Genomic DNA, 21,247 nt, shown 5'->3' on the forward strand with positions numbered 1-21,247 from the left:
AAGGCCCACACGAACCGATGTGTCCGCCTGAACGAGCCACTGTCGACCTGATCGACGGTGGCATGCGCCCGGAATGGACCAGAAGCCTTTGCCCGACGGCTCTTCGGAGATCACGTTAAACGTCAGCATCCTCATCCCCGCTGGGGTCACGGCGAGTCCGCCTGTGTGCGGGTGCGCGAGTCTTGTCATCGTCAGCACGTGTGAGCGAGGTCGGCAGGATGTGTCGCGCCGCATCGGCAACGACCTCGGTGACTGCTCCCACAGCAGTCTGGGCCAAGTCGTGGGTGCCTGATGCCACTTTTGCTCCCCTGTCGGTCACAGCATGCCCGGCTTGGACGATCTGGTCTGCGCTCGGACGCTTCTTGATCAGGACGGAGGCTACTGCACCAGCAGCTGCCACAAGCGCCTCGGCGAGAATTTCCCGGCCCAGTTCCGAGTTGAGTAGTTCATCAAGTAGGTCGGAGGAACGAATGGCCTTCGGCACCTTCACGCCGGCAACGGTCTTGGGCAGCTTCGCTTTTGCTTTCTTGGCCATAGGTCTCTCTGCTTCAGGATCGCCTGTCTTCAACAGCCGGAATGGCGGTGCGGTTGCCAAGAGCCTCGTTGTCGAGAAACTCCATGTGCTCCTGAAAGAGCATTTGAATGGCTATGACCCCCATTCCTTCGTGCCAGCAGGTTCGTCTTCGTAAACCAGCCATGCTGGAACTCCCGGGGCTCCAACAGATTGGAACCTGAGGTGTAAGCCAGCCGATGGGCTCCATGGCCTTGCCGGGCGAATGGTGGCGCTTCAACCATCGATATCGCGCTCGCGTTGGCTATCGACGAGAAATGAGCCGGAGCAGTTCCCGGCCTTGTATCCTTCGAACCCGAGTGGGAGATGCCATGTCGTATTCAGCGAGTGAGCAAACCGGTACACGGCCTGCCCGATCCGCCGCACGGCCACAGGGGAGAACTGATCGTCGCCCAGGGCGTGCCCGGTCCGACATCGTCTTGGATGCTCTGGCCGGCGCGATTGCAGGAGCCGCGGCCGTATGGGTGATGGATCGCGTCGACTGGTTCAACTATCGACGCGGTCTCGACAGCCACCGGACGCGTCGCAGGACGCAGCAAGCTCGGCCGCGTGGCATGGATCCGGCTCATGTCATGGCCGCGGAAGCCGGGGACAGGGCAGGACTTGCGCTTGAGTCGCGCCGACTCGATGCAGCCGGTCTTGCTGTTCATTATGGCTTGGGGATCATGCCCGGGGCGCTGTATGGTGCCTTGCGAGGGCGGGTCGATTATCTTGATGCGGGCAGGGGCAGTCTCTTTGGCTTAGGATTGTTCCTCATTCAGGACGAAGGCATCAACGCCGCTGCTGGTCTGTCCGGCCGGACCCAGGATTATCCCTGGACCGCCCATGCTCGCGGCTTCGTTGCTCACCTTGTCTATGGCCTTGTGACCGACGCCCTCTGCAGGACCTTCAGTGGCTCTGTCGGCGCTCATGACCCGCAACTGCCGCAAGAGAACGGTCATGACATGGGGCACCCCAAAGCGAAGCCATCGTTCGTCCGCTACAGCGACGATATTGAAGTGATCGAGACCGATGAACAAGAAACGGTCAATAAAATCATTGAGGTGATGGCCAGCGGCGGTCGGACCACACGGGAGCGCTATGGCCGATCCGTTCGCACATCACATGCCAAGCCGCATGGCATTCTGAAAGGTGAGCTGCGGGTCTTAGACAATCTACCTCCCGAGTTGCGGCAGGGACTGTTTGCGGAGCCTCGAACCTACCCGGCTGTTGTCCGCCTCGCCCAGGTGCCCGGCGAGTTCCTCGACGACCGCCGGGTCTCGACCCCGCGCGGCATGGCCCTCAAGATCATCGGTGTCGAAGGGCAGATGCTGCCCGGACATGAGGGAGAGGTAACACAGGACTGGGTGCTCGACACCGGCACGGTGTTTATCGCCCCGAGCGCCAAAGTTTTCCTGGCGCAAATCACCGCGACCGAGATGGCCATGCCGCTGCCGGAAGGCGTGAAGCAGGCGGTCTCGATGACATCCCGTGCAGCCAATGCGGCTCTCAATGCTGTTGGTCTGAACAGCGCCAATCTGGACTTCTATGGTCATCCCTTCAACCACCCGCTGGGGGAGAGCTACTACAGCCAGTGCCCGTTCCGTTATGGCGACTACATTGCAAAGCTCCGTGTCAGGCCCGACATGCCCCGCCTGCACGACCTGTTGAGAGTCAGTCTCAAACCCGCTGATGAGGATGGCTTGCGCACGGCCATCGTCGAATACTTCCGCGGCAATCCGGCGGAGTACGAGGTCGGCATCCAGCTCTGCACCGATCTGGAGCGCATGCCGGTGGAGAGTGCCAATGCCGAGTGGCCGGAGGACGAGAGCCCTTATCGTCCGGTCGCCCGCCTGACCCTGCCGCCGCAGGAGGCCTTCGACGCCGCCCGTCAGGCTCTGGATGAGACGCTTCTCTTTTGTCCCTCGCACAGCCTGGCGGCACACCGGCCTCTCGGTTCGGTCATGCGCGCCCGGTTGAAAGCCTACGAGGTTCTGGGCAACGCACGCCGAAGGGAGAATGGCCATCCCGCGAAGGAGCCGCGAGACATTGGCGAGCTTGCGATCTAACGGAATGAGAGCCGGCGACACCTTCGACTTGGCGCTCCGCCACCCTGCCGTGATGCCCGACGTCACGGTGAGCCACGCCATTGAGGCGCAGGCTGCAGGCGGATCCCCTCCTTTGCGGTCGGAGAGCTAACATGATGTCTCGACCGCCGAGAGGCAGCACGATGCTAAGCCTGGCTCGTTCTCTTATCGTCTTTGCAGCATTGGCGCGCATGAACTCATCTGCCCAGGCCGTTCAGGTCTTCGATCATATTGTGGTCTTCGGAGACAGCCTGTCGGACAACGGCAATGCGGGACGTGCATCGAATGGACCGGTTTGGGTCGAGCACTTGGCTGGGCGGTTCGGGTTGGCGCTCAAGCCGAGCCGGCTGGGTGGATCCAACTTTGCGGTTGGCGGGGCTCGCCTCGATCCCCGCTCTGGCAGCACCAGCCTGCGGGCGCAGGCGAGCGCTTATCTTCGAGCGCCCCGCCCGCACGGACGCATCCTTTACATCGTCTATGGCGGAGGCAACGATCTGTTGGCGGCCATCGGTCAGCCTCAGGCATCCACCATGGTGGATGCCGCCGTCGCGTCTCTGAGGAGCATCGTGGCCGATCTGGCGCGCCTGGGCGCAACCGACATTCTTGTGCCCAATCTTCCGGCCATCGGGATCACGCCGGCAGTGCGAGGCCAAGGCTCTCAAGCTGTCGAGGCCGCGAGCACGCTCGCCGGGCGCTTCAACAGCGCCGTCGATCAGGCACTCTCCGATTTTGCCGGCCGCCATGGCCTGCGGCTGTATCGCCTCGACGTGTGGCAACTGGCGCAGCGGGTGAGGGCCGATCCGGCGGCCGCGGGCTTTGTCGACATCACCACGCCTTGTGGCCAGCACCGACGCTGCGAGGGCCACCTGTTCTGGGACAGCGTTCATCCGACCACGGAGGCACATCAGCGTCTTGCGGAGGCCGCGGCCCAGGTGCTGGAGACGCGCTAAAAAGATGCACGGCGAGGCCACGAGCGACACCGGGAGCCCTTCGGCAGACCGCCCGAGAGGATCCCGATCCGTCGTCTGCCGGCCAGGACTCTCCGCAGCCTGAGAGGAAACATGTTCCGCATCCGGACATTGATACCAGGACTTGCAGGACAGGAGCCGCTATGACGCAGGAGAAAACCGGTCCGGATGCAACCCCGCGCATTGGCCTCGATCTTGGTCGCCAGATCTTTGACGGTCCAAGCGGCAACGATCAGCGGCCTGGCCCCTCCGAGGAAAGGATCCGCCAGCGCGCCTACGAGATCTGGGAGAGGGAGGGCCGCTCAGGCGATCCACAGGATCATTGGCACAGAGCCGAGCGAGAACTGGATGAGGCGCAGCACGAGCAGTCCGAGGATCCGGGCGCCGGCGAAACCTCGCCGGGAACGGCACAGGTGGGCACCCGGAAGGTGCCCCGGCCCAAGAAGGTGAGCGACCGCTCGGTGCCGGACGACATAGACGAGTAAGCGGCCCTGCAAGGCAGGAGAAGACTTTGATTGCCCGTCTGGGACTATGGAGCGTTGCTGTTGGGCTCCTCCTCAGCGTGGCGGCCTGTGACCACGGCGATGTGCCGGCCCTGAGAGAGCGGGCCCAGCAGGCCTGGAGCGAGGTGCAGAGCCAATACCGCCAGCGGGCCGATCAAATTCCGGCGTTGGTGGAGGCCGTGCGCCAGAGGGCTCCCGCCGAGCGCGAGGTGCTCAATGAGGTCATGGCCGCCCGTGACGAGGTGATGGCGATCCTGAATGCGGACGGGTTCATCGCCGAGCCGGAGCGCTTCCGGTATTATGTGCAGGCCCAGCGCCGCCTGACAGCCGCTCTGGACACGCTCTACGAAACCATCAAGCGCTATCCCGAACTGACCGGCGACACACGCTTTGCGGATCGACTGGCGGAGTTCCAGCGCCTGGAGGACCGGATCGTTGTGGCGCGCAGCGACCTCATCAACGCGGTCCGGGCTCACAACCAGGAGCTTCGGGAGATCCCGGACCGCTGGGTTGCGGCCATTCTCCGCTCGGACGCAAAGCCCCTGACCGCCTTCGCCCAAGCGCGGCTGGAGCGTACGGACGGGCGCTCCCGGCCCTGACCTCGGAAGCGGGCTCCGCTGTAATCAGCCGGATCTATTGGGGGCCTGCGGCCCTTCATCCTGGCTGGCGGGCCGCTCGGGCGGGATCACCGCATCGAGCGGATTAGGCCTGCCGGCGGTCACCGGGTTCTCGCCGACCACCTCCTGGTAGTCACGTGTCGAGCCGCCGCTGCCATAGCCCGCGGAGTCGCCGAAGTCGCGTCCGGACGGATCCGAGGTCGGTCCGAGGTTCGGGACGTCACCTTCAGGTTGGGCGGGCTCTTGTTGTTCCTCAGCGGGAGAGGGATTGGTGTTTGGATCGTCGGGATCTGGCATGGGAGGGCTCCATGGGTTCGGATGGTCACGCGAATGGATCGTTAGCTAGCCGTGACCACGGTTCTGCTTGCGGTTGTCCACCCCCTCGTTTGCCTGCCCCTGACCCTGCGTCTTGGGAACGCCACCGCCACCATCGCCATGATGCGGATGGTGGCCGGCATCCTTGCTGTGGCCTTTCGGAACAGCCTCGTCGCTGCGGTCGGGCACGTGCCCCTTCTGCTTCTCGCTGCGGTTATTGTGGTTCCGAGTAGTCATGGTCTGCCTCTAGCTGCGCTTCTGGGTGACTTTCTCCGCCCGTGATCCGGAGGGCTGGCTCTTGATCCGCTTGGCCTTCTTCCAGGACGGCCTCATGCGAGCTTTCTTGGCCATGGCAACTCCCTTGGTCTGCAGTGATCATCAGATGTTGAACGCGTCCTAGCTCCGGCCGCCGGTCATATCGCTTGGCGCCCGGCCGTCCGTCCCGGTCCCGGGATCCAGCGGCTTGGCTTCCGTGTTTCCGTCTCCGGTTTGATCGTCCTGCCGGCGCTTGCTGTCCGCGCTTTTGTCCTGGGTCTTGTTGACCCCGCCCTGATTGGCGCCTGCGTTCTGTGCCATTTGGCTTCTCCAAGAAAGCTGTGATCGGACTGAGCCAACCTGTTGGGGGGAGGCGATGTTCCCTCTCTTTCGTTTCGTCCTGAGCGACCCGCGGCCGCATGAGCGGTGTCAGGCCGAGGCAAGCCGATGACCTTCAGTGGGAACGGTGCAGCTATTCTTGTGATTGAGGATGAAGCCGAGCGCCGTTGCGGGGGAGCCGTCAGCATGACCGACAGCAAGGACCAGAAGACCACGATCACCCTGGAGCCCGGACAGGTCGCCATCGTCCTGGGCATGGAGGATGGCCAGATCAGCCACCAGCTGTTCGCCAGCCCTGAGGTCGACGCGATGCTCGACGATGAGCATTCCGACATCCCATTCCACTATTTCTTGGCCTCAGCCTTCCTGGTGCGCCTGAATCAGGATGAGAATTTCGCGTCCGACTTGGCCGAGTGGTACGATGAGAAGCTCCAGGGTGAAGCCGGCAAGGCAGATGCCGGGAGATGATCGCAAAGCGCTCGTGATGCCGATGAGCTGGATACGGGCACAGATCGAAGTCTGGCTTCTTGGTGCAGTCCTGGCGCTCACCGTCATCTATCCGGCAGGCAGCCAGAGCCTGTCTCCGGTCACGGTGCAGGAGCCTGAGGGAAGGGCACTGGTCGAGCGCCTTCGCCGCGGCGGACTCGTCCTGTTCTTCCGACATGCGGACACCACTGGTATGCCCTGCGACAGCTCCTACCGCATCGGCGACCGCTCCGGCCAGAGAAACCTCTCACCTGAGGGCCGGGAGCAATCGCGCCGGATCGGCGAGGTTCTCCGAACGCTAGGAATTCCGGTGGCGGATCCGGTTCTCGCCGGGCCGGTGTTTCGGGCGCACGACACCGCCGAGCTCGCCTTCGGTCCCGAGCGGGTCCAGGTCACGGACAGCCTTCTCGCGGATGATTATGCCGGCGGACGGCTCAAATGGATCCTGGATGAGCACCGGAGGCTGATGTCCGAGCCGGCGCCAGACGGCGTCAACCGGGTGCTGGTGGGGCATCGCACGCCAGCGATCATGGTGCTGGGGCCAAGCGTCGGCGGGACCGCGCTGCCGGAGGGCGGTGCGATTGTTCTGGAGCCCGGTGGCGCTCCGAAGATCCTCGGCGTTCTGACGCCTGCACCCATCCCGAACCGTGGATTTCATGGATGCTGAGTTGGCGGGCGCAAGGATATCCCGCTACGCGTCATGCCTTTGCGAGACAGTAGGCGCTGCCGAGCAGGTCGAGGAGGTTGAGCAGGCGCCACATAGGGAGCCCCCGGGTGACTGAACCGATGCCGACTATGCCACCGGCCAGAGCTTCACGATTGATGGCGGCCTCCAGATGAACTGGTGGCAGGATGCCCGAAACCGAGCGCGAGGATCGGATGATGGGACTTCAGTGACATCTACGGGGCTTCACTTGCCCTGCCACCACCGCTTGAGTGCGATCCATTTCCGGACCAGCCAAATCACCGCAAGTCCGACGGGCCTTCTCAGGAAGGGGACATCCTGAGCAATGAGCAGGAGACCGAGCGGCAGGAACTCTATACCGAGCACAGGCAGGAACCAAAGAGCACTGGATAGGATCAACAGCAGCCCAATCGGAATTCGGATCCAACGGGAGTTCGGATCTCGCAGCCACCTGAGAGCCCGAGCCACACGTTCCGGAACCTCGCGATCAAGATCCGCATAGGCGCGCTCCAGTGTCTTCTGTCCTTCGTCTCCCACCTGAGATTGCTCCATATCCTGATCGCTGCAATGGGTCCGCAAGATGAACTCCTTCGGATTTTTCCTGAGACGGAGATCGCCCGTACATCCTCAACTGTTGATCGCCCGGCGCAGAGACACGGCCCGGCTTGCGGCTCCAGATGGTAACCCTGGCAAAGAAGAACCTGTGTGGAGGAACAAGGAGAAAGAGGCGTCCGCGTTCAGCGGAAGATTGCGAACTCTTATCCCCCCAAGGTTTGGTCCTGCCCCCTGAACCAGCGGAGAGCCTGGTCAAAATGCTCAGGCTTGAAGTCCGGCCAATACTCATCAACAACATAGAAGTCGGCATAAACCGACTGCACGGGCAGGAAGCCACTGAGGCGGCGCCCCCCGCCCCAACGCACAATCAGGTCGAGCCTCGAAACGTCATGAGACCGGATGTTCCCCTCCCGCAAGCCCACCAGGTCCCACTCCCAGTCATAGTTCACCAGCAGGTTGACCTTCATCCCGTTGCCCTGCCGCGTTCGGAAGCCGCGAAGCTCAGATGGAAACAGATCCGATGTCTCGTCGCCAACGATCATCAGGGCCGCGTCTCGGCGTGCCACTTCCATGGCATAACTCACGCACGCGGAGCGGAAGGCCTCGCGTTGTGGGACGGGACGTTTGGTGTTGTCCTGGGTGAAGCCGTAGATCGAGATCTCCGGGATGCCCAAGCTCTTGCAGATCTCGAACAGGACAAGTCCCGGATCAACTCCAAAGCCATAGCCCTGTTCCTTGGACAAACCCCGACCTGCGGCCCAGCGCCGGTTCCCATCGGGAATGAAGCCCACGTGCCTGGGGAGAGAGCGCTTCGTCATAGCCAGAGATCCTGAGCGTTTCTGCCTCAACGGAGTAATTTTAGCTCTTGCGCGGCACCATCGCAGCTATTGCGGCATGTGATACACCTTCAGCCCTGAGTTTGTTCCGGCTCGACGACCTCGCACCGCTCCTCGCAATCCAACCGGATCCTCAACCCGCCAGCTCGCCCGGAGCATTGTTCCCAAGCCATCGCAGCCCTGAGCGGGGTTATTCCTTCAGGCACGAATGGCTAACCCAGGCTGGGGAACATGACCAGAGCAGGTTCGTTAGCCATACGTTTCCTTTCAATGGAGTACGCTGATGGCCACGGATGCCCGCTCGATCTACGTTTCGGCGTTGCGCAACACCCATGCCATGGAGCAGCAGGGCTTGCAGCAGATGGAAATCCAGGTGTCCCGCCTGGAAAGCTACCCGGACTATGCGGCACTTCTCCAACAGCATATCGCGACAACGCGCCAGCAGGTGCAACGCCTTGAGCAGGCGCTGCAATCCGTAGGCGAGAGCGCTCCCACCCTCAAGGAGACGGTCACCAGTGTGGCCGGCAGCGTCGGAGCAACCGTGCATGGGATGTTTCAGGACGAGACGCTCAAGAACCTCTATGCCGGATACGCCTATCAGTACGAGCAAGTAGCAGCCTACCGCTCGCTGATTGCGATTGCTGAAGCTGCCGGCGAGACCGACCACACATCCGCGTTCCGCGAGTCGATCAAGGAGGAGGAGATGGCGGCACAGCAGGTCGCCGATCTGATTGAGCCGGTGACGCGCCAATATGTCGACCTTACCACGAGCGGCGAGAAGGCGGATCGCTGACAACGGCACAGGGGAGCGGGACAACACCATCCCGTTTAGCTGCGACGCTATGATTTAGCCTTCGACTATCAGGAGTGAGGCGGGAGCCGTGATCATGACCGGTAGAACGAACCGGAAGATCACAGTGACCTTATGTACCAGCAGTCGCTATGTAGGAACGGCCACCTGCATTTCTGACAGCTGCGGCCGCGGCTTCATCCGCTACAGTGAGCAGGGCGGCTCAGTGACCATGGGAGATACACTGGCATCATCCCAAGCCACGGCAGGAGGATTGACCTTCCGTCTCAGGTCACGAACGACGACGCCGGAATTGAGCATGCAGAGGCCCTTCACTGGAGAAACCGCCTCGTAAGCCGGAACACCTGCCAGCAGAAGCCGTTGCCCCAAAGGAACAGCTTAGCCGTACAGCAAAGAAGCTGTTCCTGTATTCCTCAAAAGGAGACACTCGCATGAGCAAACTCACAGCATTGATCGGCTTTGTCTTTCTGACTGCGTCGTCTGCATGGGCGCAGACACCGGCTCCGGGGCCTACGACCGGTTCTCCTCCAGCCGGTGATGCCGGAGCAGCCGGCGGTGGTATTATGGATTATTGGTGGGTCATTCTGCTCGTGGTTATCATCGCGGCGGCCATCTGGTACTTCTCGCGCGGCCGCAGCCGCAGCCGGGGATAGGCAAGCAGATCGCGCGAACTCGACAGGTCAGGAATGGGGTATGGCTTCATGCGGTAATCCGCGGACGTGTTGATGCTCGTAGCTGTCTCTGAGGAGGAGCCCAGCCCCGTGTCGGGTTCCCTTTTTGTTACGGGCTGTTCCCGCCACTATATCGGTATTATTGACCGCCGAGTTTCCATGTCCTGCTCTGTCGCACGTGGAACGTCATAAACCAGTGAGCGGGGAAAGAATCACAAGCCGAATTCGCAGAATGAGGATGGGACAGCCCATCCTCGTGGCAGTAGACGAGCACTGCACCCTGAAAGCCGCATGCGGGGTCGCTCCACGCCGAGGCCTAAAACCTGCTGACTACCTTTGAGCCGACAGAGATACTCAGTGCTCCAAAGGGAAGCGTGGTGGCCTGCATGGTAGCCCTCAGCCAAGCCCAATGGCGCTAAAGGTAGTCTGCCTTGGCATTTCGGACTCTCAAGTTCCTGCCCCGTATCAGATACGTCCGGCCCCGGCACAGCCCCTTCTTTTGCTTCTGAGGAATCTGGCTGCCGCCATCTGGAAGAAGATCCTGCGCGAGACGATGCAAGAGGTGCAATGGCATGGCGGCGTTCTGCCGAAGAACACTCATGTCGTAATCTATGCGCCCTACTTCCATCGCGACGATGAAAACCTGCCTGATGCGCACCGCTTTGCCCCGGATCTCTGGCTTGAAACTTCCCCGGGCGGGCGCTGGCCGCTTATCCCGTTCAGCGAAGGTCCAGGCATCTGCCCGGCGCACAACTTCGTGCCCATGCTCGGGAGCATGATGATTGCTGCTATCCTGGAAAAGCGCCGTATCGCATTGCAAGACCCGAAGAGGCTCCAGACCGACCACTCCCTTCCGGGTACGCTCGACAACTACACGCTGCGCTTCAATCTAGCCAATCCTTAAGAAAATAACCTGGTGGAGACGGCTGCTCAACTGGGCGCAATGACGGCTCTGTGGCATCAACCTGTCAAACCACGGGATGTAGTAGCTGTTGACCCGAGCGATGGCGCTACAGATTGTGCCTTGTGAAGGCAATGCAACGGAGCCGCTTGCCGATGGACACACGACAGCAGACATGGGTAATCCAACGTTTTCTCAGATTGTCGAGCACCACAATCACCTTTTGGATGGTTTCGATGCATGCCTTCATGCCATCCAAGATCGGCCCTCAGATATGACAACTTTCTAACAAGAAGGGAGCCATATCTTAAATTCCACAAACAGGCTTATCGGAAATTGGAGGACCGCCAGCGAGGTATAAGGTTCCACTAGGCTTTGACTTGCTGCTGCGCGACACTATCTCGGAATTTCGTGCATATACTGAGGAGCACCGACCCGTAGGAGGGAGTCTCATGACTTAGGACAACGGAAGTGTGCCAGGCGCGGATGTCATCGACATCCTCACCACAGACCACAAAGAGATGATCGCGCTGCTCGGCCAGATCGAGCACACATCAGACGCCGCCCAGCGCAGGGACTTGGCCGATACTGTGATCGCGGAAGTAATGCGTCATGCCATCGCCGAGGAGATGTACGTTTATCCGGCGATAGAAGAGCACATGCCGAACGGTGCCGAGGAGGTCGAGCACGACAAGCAAGAGCACCAAGAGATCGTCCAGGTTATGAAGCAAATGGAAGACGTCGACGCTTCTGATCCGTCTTTTATGGAACTGGTTCGGCAGTTGGAGGCGCACTTGCGGCACCATGTGAAGGAGGAGGAGTCCAAGCAATTCCCGGAGCTACGGGCTCACATCCCTGCTGAGAAACTCAGCGACATGGGCCAAAAGGTGGAGACCGCTAAGAAGCTGGCCCCGACCCGCCCGCATCCCAGTGCGCCACATTCTGAGCTCTTTCACAAGACCGTCGGACCGGGTGTTGGCATGGTTGACCGGCTCCTCGACAAGCTCACGGGGCGGCAAACCGGCTAAGAACGCGCTTCAAACCTGCCTCGGACTTTGCTCAAGCATATCAGTGAACAGCCTAGAGATCCTGACAGCTTGGCCGCCCTGTCACTCGCCCGTTCCAAAATGGGCTTACGTATCGCTTTGTCTGTAACCCTGGAATGTCTCTTAACGGCACGGGGCTGAAGTATGCCGGAAGCGTGCGCCAAGCGGAAAACCGGACGTTCCTAATGGCAGGGAAGTTCGACTTTGACCTGTTCGAGACCTTCAGCCCCGAACCACGATCAAGCCAACCGACCTACTGTTGATGGTGTTGGCACTCCCCGTGGTCCGCGATTGCCTCAATGATCCGGCACTCGGAAATCCGGCGGTGGTCGCAGGCAACCATGGTCTCGAGTTCGTCACGCAGGGCGCTGAGCCGGGCGATCTTGTCCTTCACCTCCTCGAGGTGTGCCCTGGTGATGTCGTGAACCTCGCCGCAGCAGCGGTCGGGATCCCCTGCGAGGCCCAGAAGCTGCCGGATCGCCTCGATCTCAAAGCCGAGCGCGCGGGCGTGGCGGATGAAGTTGAGCCGGCGGACGTCCCCGGGACCGTACCGACGCTGCTTGCCGTCGGTCCGGACCGGCTCGGCCAGAAGCCCGATCTGCTCGTAGTACCGGATGGTCGGCACCTTCACCTGGGTCTGTCGCGACAGCTCGCCGATGGTCAGGGACATCGAAAAAACCTCTTGAACCTCTAGCCGCTAGAGGATGTAGGGTCGATCCGACTCGAAATGCAAGGACCGGATGATGTCGGCGAACGTCGCTCCCCCGAAGATCAGGTATCGTGTCCAGGGCATGGACTGCGCGTCTTGCGCCCGCAAGATCGAAACCGCGCTCACCCGCGTGCCCGGCGTGTCGGACATCGCCATCAGCACCACCACGGAGACCCTGCGCCTGCGCGCCGACGGGAGTGGCACGGGCGAGCAGGTCGAGAAGGTCGTTCGCGACCTCGGCTACGGCATCACGCTCGTGATGAGCGAGGAGACGCGGCATCACCACGACCATAGGGCCGAGGACGATCCCTGGTGGCGCTCGGCCAAGGGGCGGCTGACGCTCTTCTGCGGGCTTTCCCTCGCGGCTGCGTGGGGTCTGGCCGCGCTCCTGCCGGGCTACGAGGTCTGGCTCTACACCGCCGCCATGGCCGTCGGCCTGGTGCCGATCGCCCGCCGGGCCGTGTCCGCGGCCCTGGCCGGGGCACCCTTCACCATCGAGACCCTGATGAGCATCGCCGCCATCGGCGCGGTGATCATCGGTGAGACCGAGGAGGCTGCCATCGTGGTGCTCCTCTTCCTCGTCGGCGAACTGCTGGAAGGCGTTGCCGCAGGCAGGGCCCGCGCCAGCATCCGGTCCCTGACCGGCCTGGTGCCCAAGACCGCGTTCATCGAGCGCAACGGCAGCTTGGAGGAGGTTCAGGCGGAGACCCTGGCGGTCGGCGACGTCATCGCGGTGCGTGCTGGAGACCGTGTCCCGGCTGACGGCACCATCGTCTCCGGCGAGAGCGCCATCGACGAGGCTCCGGTCACGGGCGAGAGCACGCCCAAGCGCAAGGGCAAGGGCGAGACCGTCTTCGCCGGCACCATCAACACGGACGGCAGCCTGCGCGTCCAGGTCACCGCCGAGGCGCAGGACAACACCATCGCGCGCGTAGTTCGGCTTGTGGAGGAAGCGCAGGAGGCCAAGGCGCCGACCGAGCGCTTCATCGACCGCTTCTCGCGCTACTACACGCCTGCCGTGTTCGTCGTTGGCGCCCTCGTGGCCATCCTGCCGCCGCTGCTGGCTGGCGAACCCTGGGGCGAGTGGGTCTACAAGGGGCTGGCCGTGCTGCTGATCGGCTGCCCCTGCGCCCTGGTGATCTCGACCCCGGCGGCCATTGCGGCGGGCTTGGCGGCAGGTGCCCGGCGCGGCCTGCTCATCAAGGGCGGGGCCGTGTTGGAAATCCTCGGCAAGGTCACGGCGGTCGCCCTCGACAAGACCGGAACCCTAACCGAAGGCCGTCCGCAGGTCACAGACGTGATCGCCCTCGGCGAAGCCAGTGCGCGCGATGTCCTGGAGGATGCGGCCGCCCTCGACGCCACCTCGTCCCATCCCATCGCCAGGGCCATTGTGGCCCGTGCTCAAGCGGAGGACATTGAGGTCGCTCCCGCGGTTGGCGTGATGGCATTCGGCGGGAAGGGCGTGAAGGGTCGGTTCAAGCGGCGCGGCCTGTTCCTCGGCTCGCCCAAGGCCGCCGCGGCCATTACTCCGCTCCCGCCTGAGGTCGAGGCCCGGGTTGCGGCCTTACAGGAGGACGGCAAGACGGTGTCGGTCCTGCTCGTGAACGATGCGCCCGTCGGGCTGATCGCGGTGCGCGACGAACCCCGGGAGGATGCAATCGAGGGTTTGGAGGCCCTGAAGGCCCGCGGGATCGTGCCGATCATGCTCACCGGCGACAACGCCAAGACAGCGGCGGCCATCGCCCGCACGCTTGGCGTGGAGCCACGCGCCGACCTGCTGCCGCAGGACAAGCTCCGCATCGTCAACGAGCTCAGGGCGCAGGGGAAGGTCGTCGCCAAGGTCGGTGACGGCATCAACGACGCCCCGGCTTTGGCCGCCGCTGACGTCGGCATCGCCATGGGTGGCGGCACCGACGTGGCTTTGGAGACGGCGGACGGGGCCGTGCTGCACGGACGCGTGCTCGACATCGCCCGCATGATCCGCCTGTCCCGGGACACGATGGGCAACATCCGCCAGAACATCACCGTCGCGCTCGGCCTCAAGGCGGTGTTCCTGGTGACCACCATCCTCGGGGTGACGGGTCTCTGGCCCGCCATCCTGGCGGACACGGGCGCGACGGTGCTGGTCACGGCCAATGCGATGCGCCTGCTCGCGGCCGGAGGACGGACGTGATGCCGTCCGCCTGGCTTCCGGTCGCGCTCCTCGTCGTCATCGGCATCGCCTTCGCGCTGCTGATACGACAGGTGGCGCGTCGTATTGGGCGCTCGCCCAACCGGTTCGGGAAGGACGACACGGCCCACGACTTCGTCGGCCGGGTCTACCGCGTCGGCGGCGCGGTCCTGCTCGTCTTCCTGATCGTGCGGGCGATCTCGCCGGAGATCGACACGGCCCTCGGCCGGATACCCGTCCTGGTGCACCCGACCATCGCGTGGCTTGGCCTGACGATCATGATCCTGGGCAGCGGCACGATCATCGCTGCCCAAGTCAGGATGGGAGCGTCCTGGCGCATCGGCCTCGACCGGGAGCGGACAGGGCTCGTGACGACAGGCCTGTTCGCGTGGTCCCGCAACCCGACTTTCCTCGGCATAATGGCTGTGGTGCTCGGCGCCTTTCTCATGGCGCCGAAAGCCGGCACTGCCGCTGCTCTCGGCGCTGCCTGGATCGCCTTCTCGGTGCAGATCCGCATGGAGGAGGAGCATCTGCACCGGATGCACGGTCCCGCCTACGGGGCGTATTGCGCCGTCGTGCCGCGATGGATTGGGTAGAGGCTGAGCCACAGGAGAGTTGGTTCGGCAGCGGACGGCAGCCTCGCCATCAGTGAACTCGGCCAAGGCAGCCGCGTTGGCCGGGAAGGCTTCGCAGCGGAAGAGGCGATGGATCCATATCTCCAGGTTCTGGCATTGGCGCTGCTCCCGGCCTTCGGCAACTTCGCCGGAGGGGCGGTCGCCGAACTCGTCAAGACCTCCCGGCGGACGCTGAGCCGGGCGCTCCACGTGGCGGCTGGCATCGTGGTTGCGGTAGTCGCCATCGAGCTGATGCCGGAGGCGCTGGAGGGCGCGGCCCCCTGGCTGGTGGTGCTGGGCTTCTGCCTCGGCGGCGCAGCCTTCATCCTGCTCGACTGGGGGATCGAGCACTTCGGGGGTGGCGAGGATGCATCCGGTCCCTGGATGGTCTACGCGGCCGTGTTCATCGATCTGTTCAGCGACGGCCTGATGATCGGGGTGGGTTCGGTCGTCTCCTTCAGCCTTGCCCTGGTGCTCGCCATCGGTCAGGTCACGGCGGACATCCCCGAGGGCTTCGCGACGATTGCCAACTTCCGCGACAAGGGGGTCAAGCGCAGCACCCGCCTGTTGCTGTCGGCCTCGTTCGTGATCGCGACCTTGCTCGGGGCGAGCATCGGCTATTGGCTTCTGCGCGACCAGAGCGAGAGCCTGAAGCTCACGGCGCTCGCCTTCACGGCGGGGCTGCTGATCCTGGCTGCCATCGAGGAGATGCTGGGCGAGGCGCACGAGGCGGCTGAGGATACCCGCTACACGGCCGCCTTCTTCATCGGCGGCTTCGCCCTGTTCACCCTCGTGGCGTCCTATTTCGAGGCCTGAGAGCGGCCAGGCAGGCTTTCCTTCGGTTGAGGCCTATTGGTTCGCGGTCATGGTCGGCGACGTCCGGCCACCGAGCGACGCCCAGGCCGAGCTCTCGTCGCCCTCACGCTTGACGTAGGCGTAGCCCGTCTTGTGCCAGGGCAGGATGGCATTGCGCTTGTTGTCGAGGATGAAGTCGCCGCGGTTGGTGCGCACCATCATGACCGCGTGACCGGCGCCTTCCTCATCGATGACTACGGTCATCCGCAGCGCCCGTCGTGGGAAGCCGGCCTCGACCAACTTCCTGCGCTTGACGAGCTGGAAGTCCTCGCAATCGCCGTAGCCGTCCTCGGCGAAGTCCCAGCGGTCCTCGACGCCCCAGTGATCCTTGTCGGTCTTTGCCTTGATGGCGGCGTTCACCTGCTGGTTGACGCGGTTGAGGGTCTGCCAGTCCTTCGCCGTGAGCTCGATGGTGGCAGGCTCGGACGAGTCGACCGTGCACTCCGTCGGGTACTGCTGGCAGAAGAGGGTCCAGCCGGGGATCGGCCTGGCGGCTCCGACCTTGGCGGCAGGCTGGGTGATGCCTGGCAGGATGCTTCCGGTCTGGGTCTGCGCCTGCGCTGCTGCGCTGAGGATCAGGGCGAGGGAGACGGCGGCGAAACGGAACGTGCTCCGGGACAAAGGCCGAACGCTCAGAAGCCCGAAGAGAGGTTGCCGCATTGGCCCCACCGCTGTGCCGTTAAGGTTTTGTTCATCAAACCTGACACGGCACGCCGACGGCGCTCAAGGCGAAAGTTAAACAAGGGTTAACAGGTCGCACCCGGTTTCGTTCCGGAGGTTCCTCAGCCGTGCCCCGCGCGCAATGTCGCGGCGGTGATCTTCAGGCGCCCGCTGAGGTCGTCGAATGAGAGGGCGTAATGCACGTCGGCGCTGTCCACATGCGCCTCGCCCACGCTGAGGGCGGCCTCACCCAGTTCGAGCAGGACCTCGCTGCGCCGGTCCGCTGCCATCCCGGGATCGTAGGCCACCATGGTCGCCCCGAGGACGGTGAGCGTGTCCTCGATCAGGCCTGCGGCGGCGGCATCGTCACCCTGGCGGAAGGAGGCAGCGATGGTGATCCGCTCCATAGCGGGACGGTCCGTCGGACCGGACACCTCGATGTCGACCTGAATTGCCGTGAAGCGGCAGCGGACGGGAGCACAGGCCATCTGCCGGACGCGGAGGTCGGCGCCGACCCGTTGCAGGGCAGGGTTGACGGTCTCGTCATACTGATCAGGCGGGATGTCGAACGGACCCGCCAAGGCGGGCAACGCAAGGACAAGCGCGAGGAGGGAGGCGGCAATTCTCATGGGATCCTCCGGGTCGCAGCCAATGCGGGAGCTGCGATGGGCCGCTAACGAAAGCGTGTACGGTCCCGACCGTGTACCGCATTGACTGCGGTCGCATCAGGAGGCACGTCCCCCGCATCCCGGACCCGATTATCGGTCCCTCAAGACAGCAAACAGTTAATGCGATGAACCCAATCCACTTCGGCGCGACTGCCTTCCTTCTCGCCGGCCTCTTTGCGGTCCCCGCAGGTTTCGCGACGGCGCAGACCGCGCCCGAGGCCTACCGCGCAGGCTCCATAATGGTCGAGGCGCCCTGGTCCCGCGCCACGCCCGGCGGTGCCAAGGTTGGCGGCGGCTACATGCGGATCACGAACACCGGGCCCGAGCCGGACCGCCTGGTCGGCGGCTCCACGGCCGTGGCCGAACGCTTTGAGGTGCATCGCTCCACGGTCGCTGACGGCGTCGCGCGCATGGAACCCGTCACCGGAGGGCTGGAGATCGCCCCAGGGAAGACGGTCGAGCTGAAGCCCGGAACCCTGCACGCGATGTTTGTCAACCTGCGGCAGGCGCTGAAGCCGGGCGACACGGTCAAGGGGACTCTCGTGTTCGAGAAGGCGGGCACAGTGGCGATCGAGTACGTGGTCGGCGGGATCGGAGCGCAGGCGGCTCCGGCGCATGTCCACGGGCATCATTGAGGTGCCGGGGATGATCGCCCTCAGGATCATCCGTTGGACCGCATGGGCTCTTGTCGCCGTCGTGCTCTTCGGTGCCGGCGCGATCGCCCTTGGCTGGCTTCAGGTCGAGAAGCTGGGCCTGCGCGCCCAGCCCACCGTCACGAGTTCCGGAGTGCCGGCTGTCGGCGGCCCGTTCTCGCTCATCAACCATCGTGGCGAGCGCGTGACCCAGGACACGTTCAAGGGAAAGCCGACGGCCTACTTCTTCGGCTTCACCCACTGCCCCGAGGTGTGCCCGACAACGCTGTTCGAGATGAGCCAGCACCTCAAGGAACTCGGACAGGACGCCGACCGCCTCAACGTCGTGTTCGTGACGGTCGACCCGGAGCGGGACACGCCCGAGCTGCTGAAGACCTACCTTGAGAGCTTCGATCCCCGCATCGTCGCGCTCACCGGCACGCCGGAGGAGATGGCAGCGGCCGCCAAGGCCTTCCGCATCGGCTACCGCAAGGTGCCGACCGAGGGCGGCGACTACATGATGGACCACACGTCTTCGGTGATCGTCACCGACGCCAAAGGCGATCTCGTCAGCCTGATCGACTACCACGAGGACGAGGCGACCGCGCTGGCCAAGCTCAAGAAGGCTTTGGCACTGTAGCGCAGGAGGATAGGACCGGGTCGCTGTTCTGGCTTCAATGAGGCCGGCTCGCGGGGCCCGCGTTCACGTCAGGGGCGGCTCCGCTCCTGCTGGTAGGTGCGCTCGCGCTCGGGCCACGTGCTCTTGATGAAGGCCAGAATGGCCTTGATCTCCTGGTCCGACAGCGCATCACCGAACGCCGGCATGGCGCTCTCGTAGTTGGGTACCACAGCCGCCATGCCGAGCTTCGTGATGCGGAACAACTCCTCGTCCGAGTGGTGCCAGGTGTGTCCCGTCGCATCGTGCGGTGGTGCCGGCATCAATCCGTTCGGCTTGGGGCCTTGCCAGTCGGGCTCTCCCTGAAGATCGGCTCCATGGCAGGAGGCGCAGTAGGCACCGTAAAGCTGCCGGCCCAAGGTAATTCGGGCAGAACTCTCGCCGTCCCGGCGGAACATCCACAGGAGCGCCGTGCCCGCCAGGATTAGGCAGACTGAGGCACCCAGGACAATGGCAGTGTTTCTGTAGGCAAGCATCAAGCTCATGGCCGGAGCCGTTCGGATCCCGGCGCCGTCTCCCATCGTGCTGTTTTCACTCGGTGAGGGGCGGAGCCACCGCTCCGCTCCTCAAGCATCGCCGGATCACCGGGTTCGGTTCATCTGCTCCTGCATCTGCCGCATCGTGGTTGTCATCTCGGCCATCTGCCTTTGCATCTGCTCCATGTTGGACGCCATCTGCGCATTGCGCTGCATCATGGGGCAGCCGCCCTGCATCATTCCACCCTGCTGCCCGGGAGCCTGACCACCGGGGTTTGGCTGGCCGGTGCCAGGCTGCATCGTACCCATGCCCTGCATCGGAGCCGCTGGTGCAGGACCGGGGGTGGACGGGGCCGGCGATGTCGCCTGAGCCAACGCGGCCGTCCCGGCCAGCGTCAAAAGGCTCGTCAAGGCCAGTGTCGGAAAGGTTCTCATCGGATGTCTCCTATTGGCTGTCGTTGCTGACGTGGAGCCCCCACCTCAACATCGAAGTCCTGCCGCCCTGTTCCTGCGGCTTGCCTCGATCTCAGCGGCGCAGGTATTTCACCAGCGCCGCAATCCCGAGGACGAGCAGGATGACGACAAGGAGCCAGACAAGGCCCATTCCCGCCATCATCCACCCCATGCCGTCCATCACGCCCATCAACAGATGTTACCTCACGAGTTCGAAGGACCGAAGCTGCTCCAGGTCCGGCCCCGGTCCGTGCTGGTCAGCACCCGGCCCTTGCCCGTGGCGGCGAACAGCCGGTCGGGATTGGCCGGATCGACGGCGAGATGCAGGAGGTAGCCGCCGCCGAAATCATTGCCGAGTTCCGTCAGATCGAGCGGTTCCTCTGCCGAGCGGACCAAGCCGCGGCCGATCACGAAGGCGTAGAGCGTGCCTTCGGGCGTGACTTCCACCAGGCTGACCGGGGCTCCCTTGAACTGCGACTTCCAGGTCTTGCCGGCATCCGTGCTAACCAGCAGGCCGTCCTCCGTCGCGGCATGGAGCGTGTCTGCGTTCTTCGCTGAGGCGGCGAGGTCGATGAGCTTGTCCGGCGTGGGGCCGACCACCTTCCAGGTCTTGCCCGCGTCACGGCTAACCTGAAGTCCCTTGTAGGAGCCGTAGATGGTATTCGGGTCGGCGGGGCTGACCGTCATCTGGTGAAAGTCCACCGGACCGTTCACGCCGGGCGACACCTGCGTCCAGGTCCTCCCTTGGTCGGTCGAGGCGATGAATCCGAGATTGCCCCCCTGCGCCGGGTGCCCACTGGCATAAAGCGTCTTCGGATCCCTCGGATGCGGGTTGAAGCCCATGAAGTCCTGGACCTCGGAGATGCGCTCCGCCTTGCCGTCAGGGCCTGCGCGGAACAGGCCGTGGTGGGTGGCGATGAGCAGCCTGGAAGGATCCTGCCGGTCCACGGCGAGGCCGTGGATGTGCGTGTGGCCCGGCAGCTTGGAAACCTCCAGAATCTCAGTGGCTTCCGAGCGGACGCTGTAGCCGATGGTCGCGAGGGTGAGCGCGGCGGCTCCGGCCAGGGCGGGCTTGTTGGTGATGATCTTCTTCATGTCTGAGTCCTTGGGGTCAAAGGGGTCGAGCCCTTGGGCTGGCCTGGGGGTTCATTGTTGGGTTTTGCGCCGGGAGGGCGCGGTCGAGCAGGACCGCCCTGGCATGCCCTTCATGCACACAGGCCAAGGGCGCATATCGCCAGGCAGGGGGCCGCGGAGAGCAGCAGCGGGGCGATGCCTGCGGCGACGAGCCAGGGCCAACCCATAACAAGGCTGCCGGCCACGGGAACAATGGCGGCCAACAGCATCAGGCCGCGCCGGCTTTTCAGCAGGGGTGGAGCCTGGGATGCGGCGGGGCGCACCAAGGGTGTGATGGGAGATACCGTCTGCATCTCGTTCTTCTCTAAATGCGGTTGGGATCGCGGACACGCGGGTGCGCCGGTCCTCTGTGGCCGCGAGCGGTCCTTGAGGAGCCGCGCGTTTTTTAGCCGATCAGGATGGTTCGAGGAGGACGAGGATCGGGCAGGCGCGTCAGGCCGGAGCCGCTCCGGTCGGGACTCTCGCCCAGTCGTGTTGCCGAGATCAGGGGCAATCCTGTGAAGTAGTTTGGACTTAATCTGACAGACGGTGTCGTTAGGCTGAGGCAAGAGCCGAGGCCGGGCGCGGAGTGGACG

The 21,247-nt window shown here is 63.7% G+C and carries 29 protein-coding genes and 1 pseudogene; 16 read left to right on the forward strand and 14 right to left on the reverse strand.

Features of this window, described 5'->3' with window-relative positions:
- Positions 1–115 precede the first annotated feature (115 nt).
- Positions 116–535 carry a hypothetical protein gene (locus JQC81_RS13470; protein ID WP_203272320.1) on the reverse strand — a complete coding sequence of 140 codons (420 nt, stop codon included), beginning with the start codon at positions 533–535 and terminating at the stop codon, positions 116–118.
- Positions 536–990: 455 nt separating this feature from the next.
- Between JQC81_RS13470 and JQC81_RS13475 the strand changes: the two genes are divergently transcribed.
- The 5 genes from JQC81_RS13475 to JQC81_RS13490 all read left to right on the forward strand — a co-directional run bounded on the left by JQC81_RS13475 (position 991) and on the right by JQC81_RS13490 (position 4,707).
- Positions 991–2,619, forward strand: a complete 1,629-nt coding sequence (locus JQC81_RS13475; RefSeq protein WP_246520401.1) for a hypothetical protein — start codon at positions 991–993, stop codon at positions 2,617–2,619.
- Between the two features lie 4 nt (positions 2,620–2,623).
- Positions 2,624–2,749: a hypothetical protein gene (locus JQC81_RS33850; protein ID WP_281400269.1), complete on the forward strand. Its 126-nt coding sequence runs from the start codon at positions 2,624–2,626 to the stop codon at positions 2,747–2,749.
- A gap of 79 nt (positions 2,750–2,828) precedes the next feature.
- Positions 2,829–3,587 carry an SGNH/GDSL hydrolase family protein gene (locus tag JQC81_RS13480; protein ID WP_246520402.1) on the forward strand — a complete coding sequence of 253 codons (759 nt, stop codon included), beginning with the start codon at positions 2,829–2,831 and terminating at the stop codon, positions 3,585–3,587.
- A gap of 161 nt (positions 3,588–3,748) precedes the next feature.
- Positions 3,749–4,090: a DUF2934 domain-containing protein gene (locus JQC81_RS13485; RefSeq protein WP_203272321.1), complete on the forward strand. Its 342-nt coding sequence runs from the start codon at positions 3,749–3,751 to the stop codon at positions 4,088–4,090.
- 26 nt (positions 4,091–4,116) lie between these two features.
- A complete protein-coding gene (locus JQC81_RS13490; RefSeq protein ID WP_203272322.1) occupies positions 4,117–4,707 on the forward strand; it encodes a LemA family protein in 591 nt (196 codons plus the stop codon).
- Positions 4,708–4,731: 24 nt separating this feature from the next.
- Here JQC81_RS13490 and JQC81_RS13495 read toward each other — a convergent pair whose 3' ends face one another.
- The 3 genes from JQC81_RS13495 to JQC81_RS13505 all read right to left on the reverse strand — a co-directional run bounded on the left by JQC81_RS13495 (position 4,732) and on the right by JQC81_RS13505 (position 5,616).
- The gene (locus JQC81_RS13495; RefSeq protein ID WP_203272323.1) at positions 4,732–5,022 is read right to left on the reverse strand and encodes a hypothetical protein; all 291 of its coding nucleotides are present in this window, start codon (positions 5,020–5,022) and stop codon (positions 4,732–4,734) included.
- A 45-nt stretch (positions 5,023–5,067) separates the two neighbouring features.
- Positions 5,068–5,277 (reverse strand): hypothetical protein, encoded by a 210-nt coding sequence (locus tag JQC81_RS13500; protein ID WP_134498986.1) that lies wholly within the window; start codon positions 5,275–5,277, stop codon positions 5,068–5,070.
- 159 nt (positions 5,278–5,436) lie between these two features.
- Positions 5,437–5,616, reverse strand: coding sequence for a hypothetical protein (locus JQC81_RS13505; RefSeq protein WP_203272324.1), 180 nt, complete (start codon positions 5,614–5,616; stop codon positions 5,437–5,439).
- Positions 5,617–5,820: 204 nt separating this feature from the next.
- Between JQC81_RS13505 and JQC81_RS13510 the strand changes: the two genes are divergently transcribed.
- Positions 5,821–6,102 (forward strand): hypothetical protein, encoded by a 282-nt coding sequence (locus tag JQC81_RS13510; protein ID WP_203272325.1) that lies wholly within the window; start codon positions 5,821–5,823, stop codon positions 6,100–6,102.
- Positions 6,089–6,787, forward strand: coding sequence for a histidine phosphatase family protein (locus tag JQC81_RS13515; protein ID WP_203272326.1), 699 nt, complete (start codon positions 6,089–6,091; stop codon positions 6,785–6,787). The genes JQC81_RS13510 and JQC81_RS13515 overlap by 14 nt, the downstream gene beginning before the upstream one ends.
- A gap of 243 nt (positions 6,788–7,030) precedes the next feature.
- Here JQC81_RS13515 and JQC81_RS13520 read toward each other — a convergent pair whose 3' ends face one another.
- Together JQC81_RS13520 and JQC81_RS13525 are read right to left on the reverse strand one after the other, a co-directional pair.
- Positions 7,031–7,384, reverse strand: coding sequence for a hypothetical protein (locus tag JQC81_RS13520; RefSeq protein WP_246520403.1), 354 nt, complete (start codon positions 7,382–7,384; stop codon positions 7,031–7,033).
- A 179-nt stretch (positions 7,385–7,563) separates the two neighbouring features.
- Positions 7,564–8,178, reverse strand: a complete 615-nt coding sequence (locus tag JQC81_RS13525) for an undecaprenyl diphosphate synthase family protein (protein WP_203272327.1) — start codon at positions 8,176–8,178, stop codon at positions 7,564–7,566.
- A gap of 301 nt (positions 8,179–8,479) precedes the next feature.
- Between JQC81_RS13525 and JQC81_RS13530 the strand changes: the two genes are divergently transcribed.
- The 4 genes from JQC81_RS13530 (at position 8,480) to JQC81_RS13545 (ending at position 11,607) form a co-directional block, all read left to right on the forward strand.
- Positions 8,480–8,989, forward strand: a complete 510-nt coding sequence (locus JQC81_RS13530; RefSeq protein ID WP_203272328.1) for a ferritin-like domain-containing protein — start codon at positions 8,480–8,482, stop codon at positions 8,987–8,989.
- Positions 8,990–9,438: 449 nt separating this feature from the next.
- A complete protein-coding gene (locus tag JQC81_RS13535) occupies positions 9,439–9,660 on the forward strand; it encodes a hypothetical protein (protein ID WP_203272329.1) in 222 nt (73 codons plus the stop codon).
- Positions 9,661–10,177: 517 nt separating this feature from the next.
- Complete coding sequence (locus JQC81_RS13540) at positions 10,178–10,582, forward strand: cytochrome P450 (RefSeq protein ID WP_203272330.1); 405 nt, start codon at positions 10,178–10,180, stop codon at positions 10,580–10,582.
- Positions 10,583–11,052: 470 nt separating this feature from the next.
- Complete coding sequence (locus tag JQC81_RS13545) at positions 11,053–11,607, forward strand: hemerythrin domain-containing protein (RefSeq protein WP_203272331.1); 555 nt, start codon at positions 11,053–11,055, stop codon at positions 11,605–11,607.
- A 271-nt stretch (positions 11,608–11,878) separates the two neighbouring features.
- Here the strand turns inward: JQC81_RS13545 and JQC81_RS13550 are convergent, their stop codons facing one another.
- Entirely contained in the window at positions 11,879–12,295 is a 417-nt protein-coding gene (locus tag JQC81_RS13550) for a MerR family transcriptional regulator (RefSeq protein ID WP_203272332.1), read from the reverse strand.
- A gap of 73 nt (positions 12,296–12,368) precedes the next feature.
- Here JQC81_RS13550 and JQC81_RS13555 point away from each other — a divergent pair, with 73 nt between their 5' ends.
- From JQC81_RS13555 to JQC81_RS13565, 3 genes are all read left to right on the forward strand, one after another.
- Complete coding sequence (locus JQC81_RS13555; RefSeq protein WP_203272333.1) at positions 12,369–14,507, forward strand: heavy metal translocating P-type ATPase; 2,139 nt, start codon at positions 12,369–12,371, stop codon at positions 14,505–14,507.
- Positions 14,507–15,100: a methyltransferase family protein gene (locus JQC81_RS13560; RefSeq protein WP_246520411.1), complete on the forward strand. Its 594-nt coding sequence runs from the start codon at positions 14,507–14,509 to the stop codon at positions 15,098–15,100. Before JQC81_RS13555 ends, JQC81_RS13560 begins: the two co-directional genes overlap by 1 nt.
- A gap of 108 nt (positions 15,101–15,208) precedes the next feature.
- Positions 15,209–15,934 carry a ZIP family metal transporter gene (locus tag JQC81_RS13565; protein ID WP_203272335.1) on the forward strand — a complete coding sequence of 242 codons (726 nt, stop codon included), beginning with the start codon at positions 15,209–15,211 and terminating at the stop codon, positions 15,932–15,934.
- 33 nt (positions 15,935–15,967) lie between these two features.
- On the opposite strand, the gene JQC81_RS13570 is transcribed toward JQC81_RS13565, so the two are convergent.
- A complete protein-coding gene (locus JQC81_RS13570) occupies positions 15,968–16,633 on the reverse strand; it encodes a transglutaminase-like cysteine peptidase (RefSeq protein WP_203272336.1) in 666 nt (221 codons plus the stop codon).
- Positions 16,634–16,755: 122 nt separating this feature from the next.
- A complete protein-coding gene (locus JQC81_RS13575) occupies positions 16,756–17,262 on the reverse strand; it encodes a hypothetical protein (protein ID WP_203272337.1) in 507 nt (168 codons plus the stop codon).
- A 164-nt stretch (positions 17,263–17,426) separates the two neighbouring features.
- Here JQC81_RS13575 and JQC81_RS13580 point away from each other — a divergent pair, with 164 nt between their 5' ends.
- A complete protein-coding gene (locus JQC81_RS13580; protein ID WP_203272338.1) occupies positions 17,427–17,936 on the forward strand; it encodes a copper chaperone PCu(A)C in 510 nt (169 codons plus the stop codon).
- On the forward strand, positions 17,917–18,573 hold the full coding sequence (locus JQC81_RS13585) for an SCO family protein (RefSeq protein WP_246520404.1): 657 nt from the start codon (positions 17,917–17,919) through the stop codon (positions 18,571–18,573). The genes JQC81_RS13580 and JQC81_RS13585 overlap by 20 nt, the downstream gene beginning before the upstream one ends.
- Positions 18,574–18,641: 68 nt before the next feature.
- Here the strand turns inward: JQC81_RS13585 and JQC81_RS13590 are convergent, their stop codons facing one another.
- The 5 genes and pseudogenes from JQC81_RS13590 to JQC81_RS32750 form a co-directional block, all read right to left on the reverse strand.
- Positions 18,642–19,094, reverse strand: a complete 453-nt coding sequence (locus JQC81_RS13590) for a c-type cytochrome (protein WP_246520405.1) — start codon at positions 19,092–19,094, stop codon at positions 18,642–18,644.
- A gap of 96 nt (positions 19,095–19,190) precedes the next feature.
- A complete protein-coding gene (locus JQC81_RS13595) occupies positions 19,191–19,520 on the reverse strand; it encodes a hypothetical protein (protein ID WP_203272340.1) in 330 nt (109 codons plus the stop codon).
- A 222-nt stretch (positions 19,521–19,742) separates the two neighbouring features.
- The gene (locus JQC81_RS13600; RefSeq protein WP_203272341.1) at positions 19,743–20,633 is read right to left on the reverse strand and encodes a F510_1955 family glycosylhydrolase; all 891 of its coding nucleotides are present in this window, start codon (positions 20,631–20,633) and stop codon (positions 19,743–19,745) included.
- Between the two features lie 110 nt (positions 20,634–20,743).
- On the reverse strand, positions 20,744–20,965 hold the full coding sequence (locus JQC81_RS13605; protein ID WP_203272342.1) for a hypothetical protein: 222 nt from the start codon (positions 20,963–20,965) through the stop codon (positions 20,744–20,746).
- Between the two features lie 92 nt (positions 20,966–21,057).
- Positions 21,058–21,247: pseudogene (locus JQC81_RS32750) on the reverse strand (hypothetical protein); the annotation flags it as partial.

The organism is Microvirga arabica (genome assembly GCF_016811235.1).
Taxonomy (GTDB): domain Bacteria; phylum Pseudomonadota; class Alphaproteobacteria; order Rhizobiales; family Beijerinckiaceae; genus Microvirga; species Microvirga arabica.

Bases quoted from the DNA above. Each gene is read 5' to 3' on its own strand.
- JQC81_RS13470 (WP_203272320.1), bottom strand. From the start codon at position 535: ATGGCCAAGAAAGCAAAAGCGAAGCTGCCCAAGACCGTTGCCGGCGTG.
- JQC81_RS33850 (WP_281400269.1), top strand. From the start codon at position 2,624: ATGAGAGCCGGCGACACCTTCGACTTGGCGCTCCGCCACCCTGCCGTG.
- JQC81_RS13480 (WP_246520402.1), top strand. From the start codon at position 2,829: ATGAACTCATCTGCCCAGGCCGTTCAGGTCTTCGATCATATTGTGGTC.
- JQC81_RS13485 (WP_203272321.1), top strand. From the start codon at position 3,749: ATGACGCAGGAGAAAACCGGTCCGGATGCAACCCCGCGCATTGGCCTC.
- JQC81_RS13495 (WP_203272323.1), bottom strand. From the start codon at position 5,022: ATGCCAGATCCCGACGATCCAAACACCAATCCCTCTCCCGCTGAGGAA.
- JQC81_RS13500 (WP_134498986.1), bottom strand. From the start codon at position 5,277: ATGACTACTCGGAACCACAATAACCGCAGCGAGAAGCAGAAGGGGCAC.
- JQC81_RS13505 (WP_203272324.1), bottom strand. From the start codon at position 5,616: ATGGCACAGAACGCAGGCGCCAATCAGGGCGGGGTCAACAAGACCCAG.
- JQC81_RS13510 (WP_203272325.1), top strand. From the start codon at position 5,821: ATGACCGACAGCAAGGACCAGAAGACCACGATCACCCTGGAGCCCGGA.
- JQC81_RS13515 (WP_203272326.1), top strand. From the start codon at position 6,089: ATGCCGGGAGATGATCGCAAAGCGCTCGTGATGCCGATGAGCTGGATA.
- JQC81_RS13525 (WP_203272327.1), bottom strand. From the start codon at position 8,178: ATGACGAAGCGCTCTCTCCCCAGGCACGTGGGCTTCATTCCCGATGGG.
- JQC81_RS13530 (WP_203272328.1), top strand. From the start codon at position 8,480: ATGGCCACGGATGCCCGCTCGATCTACGTTTCGGCGTTGCGCAACACC.
- JQC81_RS13535 (WP_203272329.1), top strand. From the start codon at position 9,439: ATGAGCAAACTCACAGCATTGATCGGCTTTGTCTTTCTGACTGCGTCG.
- JQC81_RS13550 (WP_203272332.1), bottom strand. From the start codon at position 12,295: ATGTCCCTGACCATCGGCGAGCTGTCGCGACAGACCCAGGTGAAGGTG.
- JQC81_RS13555 (WP_203272333.1), top strand. From the start codon at position 12,369: ATGTCGGCGAACGTCGCTCCCCCGAAGATCAGGTATCGTGTCCAGGGC.
- JQC81_RS13560 (WP_246520411.1), top strand. From the start codon at position 14,507: ATGCCGTCCGCCTGGCTTCCGGTCGCGCTCCTCGTCGTCATCGGCATC.
- JQC81_RS13565 (WP_203272335.1), top strand. From the start codon at position 15,209: ATGGATCCATATCTCCAGGTTCTGGCATTGGCGCTGCTCCCGGCCTTC.
- JQC81_RS13570 (WP_203272336.1), bottom strand. From the start codon at position 16,633: ATGCGGCAACCTCTCTTCGGGCTTCTGAGCGTTCGGCCTTTGTCCCGG.
- JQC81_RS13575 (WP_203272337.1), bottom strand. From the start codon at position 17,262: ATGAGAATTGCCGCCTCCCTCCTCGCGCTTGTCCTTGCGTTGCCCGCC.
- JQC81_RS13580 (WP_203272338.1), top strand. From the start codon at position 17,427: ATGAACCCAATCCACTTCGGCGCGACTGCCTTCCTTCTCGCCGGCCTC.
- JQC81_RS13585 (WP_246520404.1), top strand. From the start codon at position 17,917: ATGTCCACGGGCATCATTGAGGTGCCGGGGATGATCGCCCTCAGGATC.
- JQC81_RS13590 (WP_246520405.1), bottom strand. From the start codon at position 19,094: ATGAGCTTGATGCTTGCCTACAGAAACACTGCCATTGTCCTGGGTGCC.
- JQC81_RS13595 (WP_203272340.1), bottom strand. From the start codon at position 19,520: ATGAGAACCTTTCCGACACTGGCCTTGACGAGCCTTTTGACGCTGGCC.
- JQC81_RS13600 (WP_203272341.1), bottom strand. From the start codon at position 20,633: ATGAAGAAGATCATCACCAACAAGCCCGCCCTGGCCGGAGCCGCCGCG.
- JQC81_RS13605 (WP_203272342.1), bottom strand. From the start codon at position 20,965: ATGCAGACGGTATCTCCCATCACACCCTTGGTGCGCCCCGCCGCATCC.